Here is a 276-nt window from a genome sequence, read left to right on the forward strand (position 1 = left end):
ACGCTCTACTATTGCTAACGTGGTGCGTAAGCTTGAGCAAACTGGCGCGCTTGAATACACCACAGTAGTGGTTGCTTCAGCTTCAGAGCCAGCAGCACTCCAGTATATTGCACCGTACTCAGGTTGTACGATGGGCGAATACTTTCGTGACCGTGGCGAAGATGCATTGATTGTATTTGATGACTTATCAAAACAAGCCGTTGCATATCGTCAAATCTCACTGCTATTACGCCGTCCACCAGGCCGTGAAGCTTATCCTGGTGACGTATTCTATTT

1 pseudogene is annotated in these 276 nt (G+C 47.5%); it reads left to right on the forward strand.

From position 1 onward, the window contains the following. Positions 1-276, forward strand: a pseudogene (locus AAEY72_RS14730) (F0F1 ATP synthase subunit alpha); the annotation flags it as partial.

It is taken from the genome of Psychrobacter sp. W2-37-MNA-CIBAN-0211, assembly GCF_040309405.1.
In the GTDB taxonomy this organism is placed as follows: Bacteria; Pseudomonadota; Gammaproteobacteria; order Pseudomonadales; family Moraxellaceae; genus Psychrobacter; species Psychrobacter glaciei.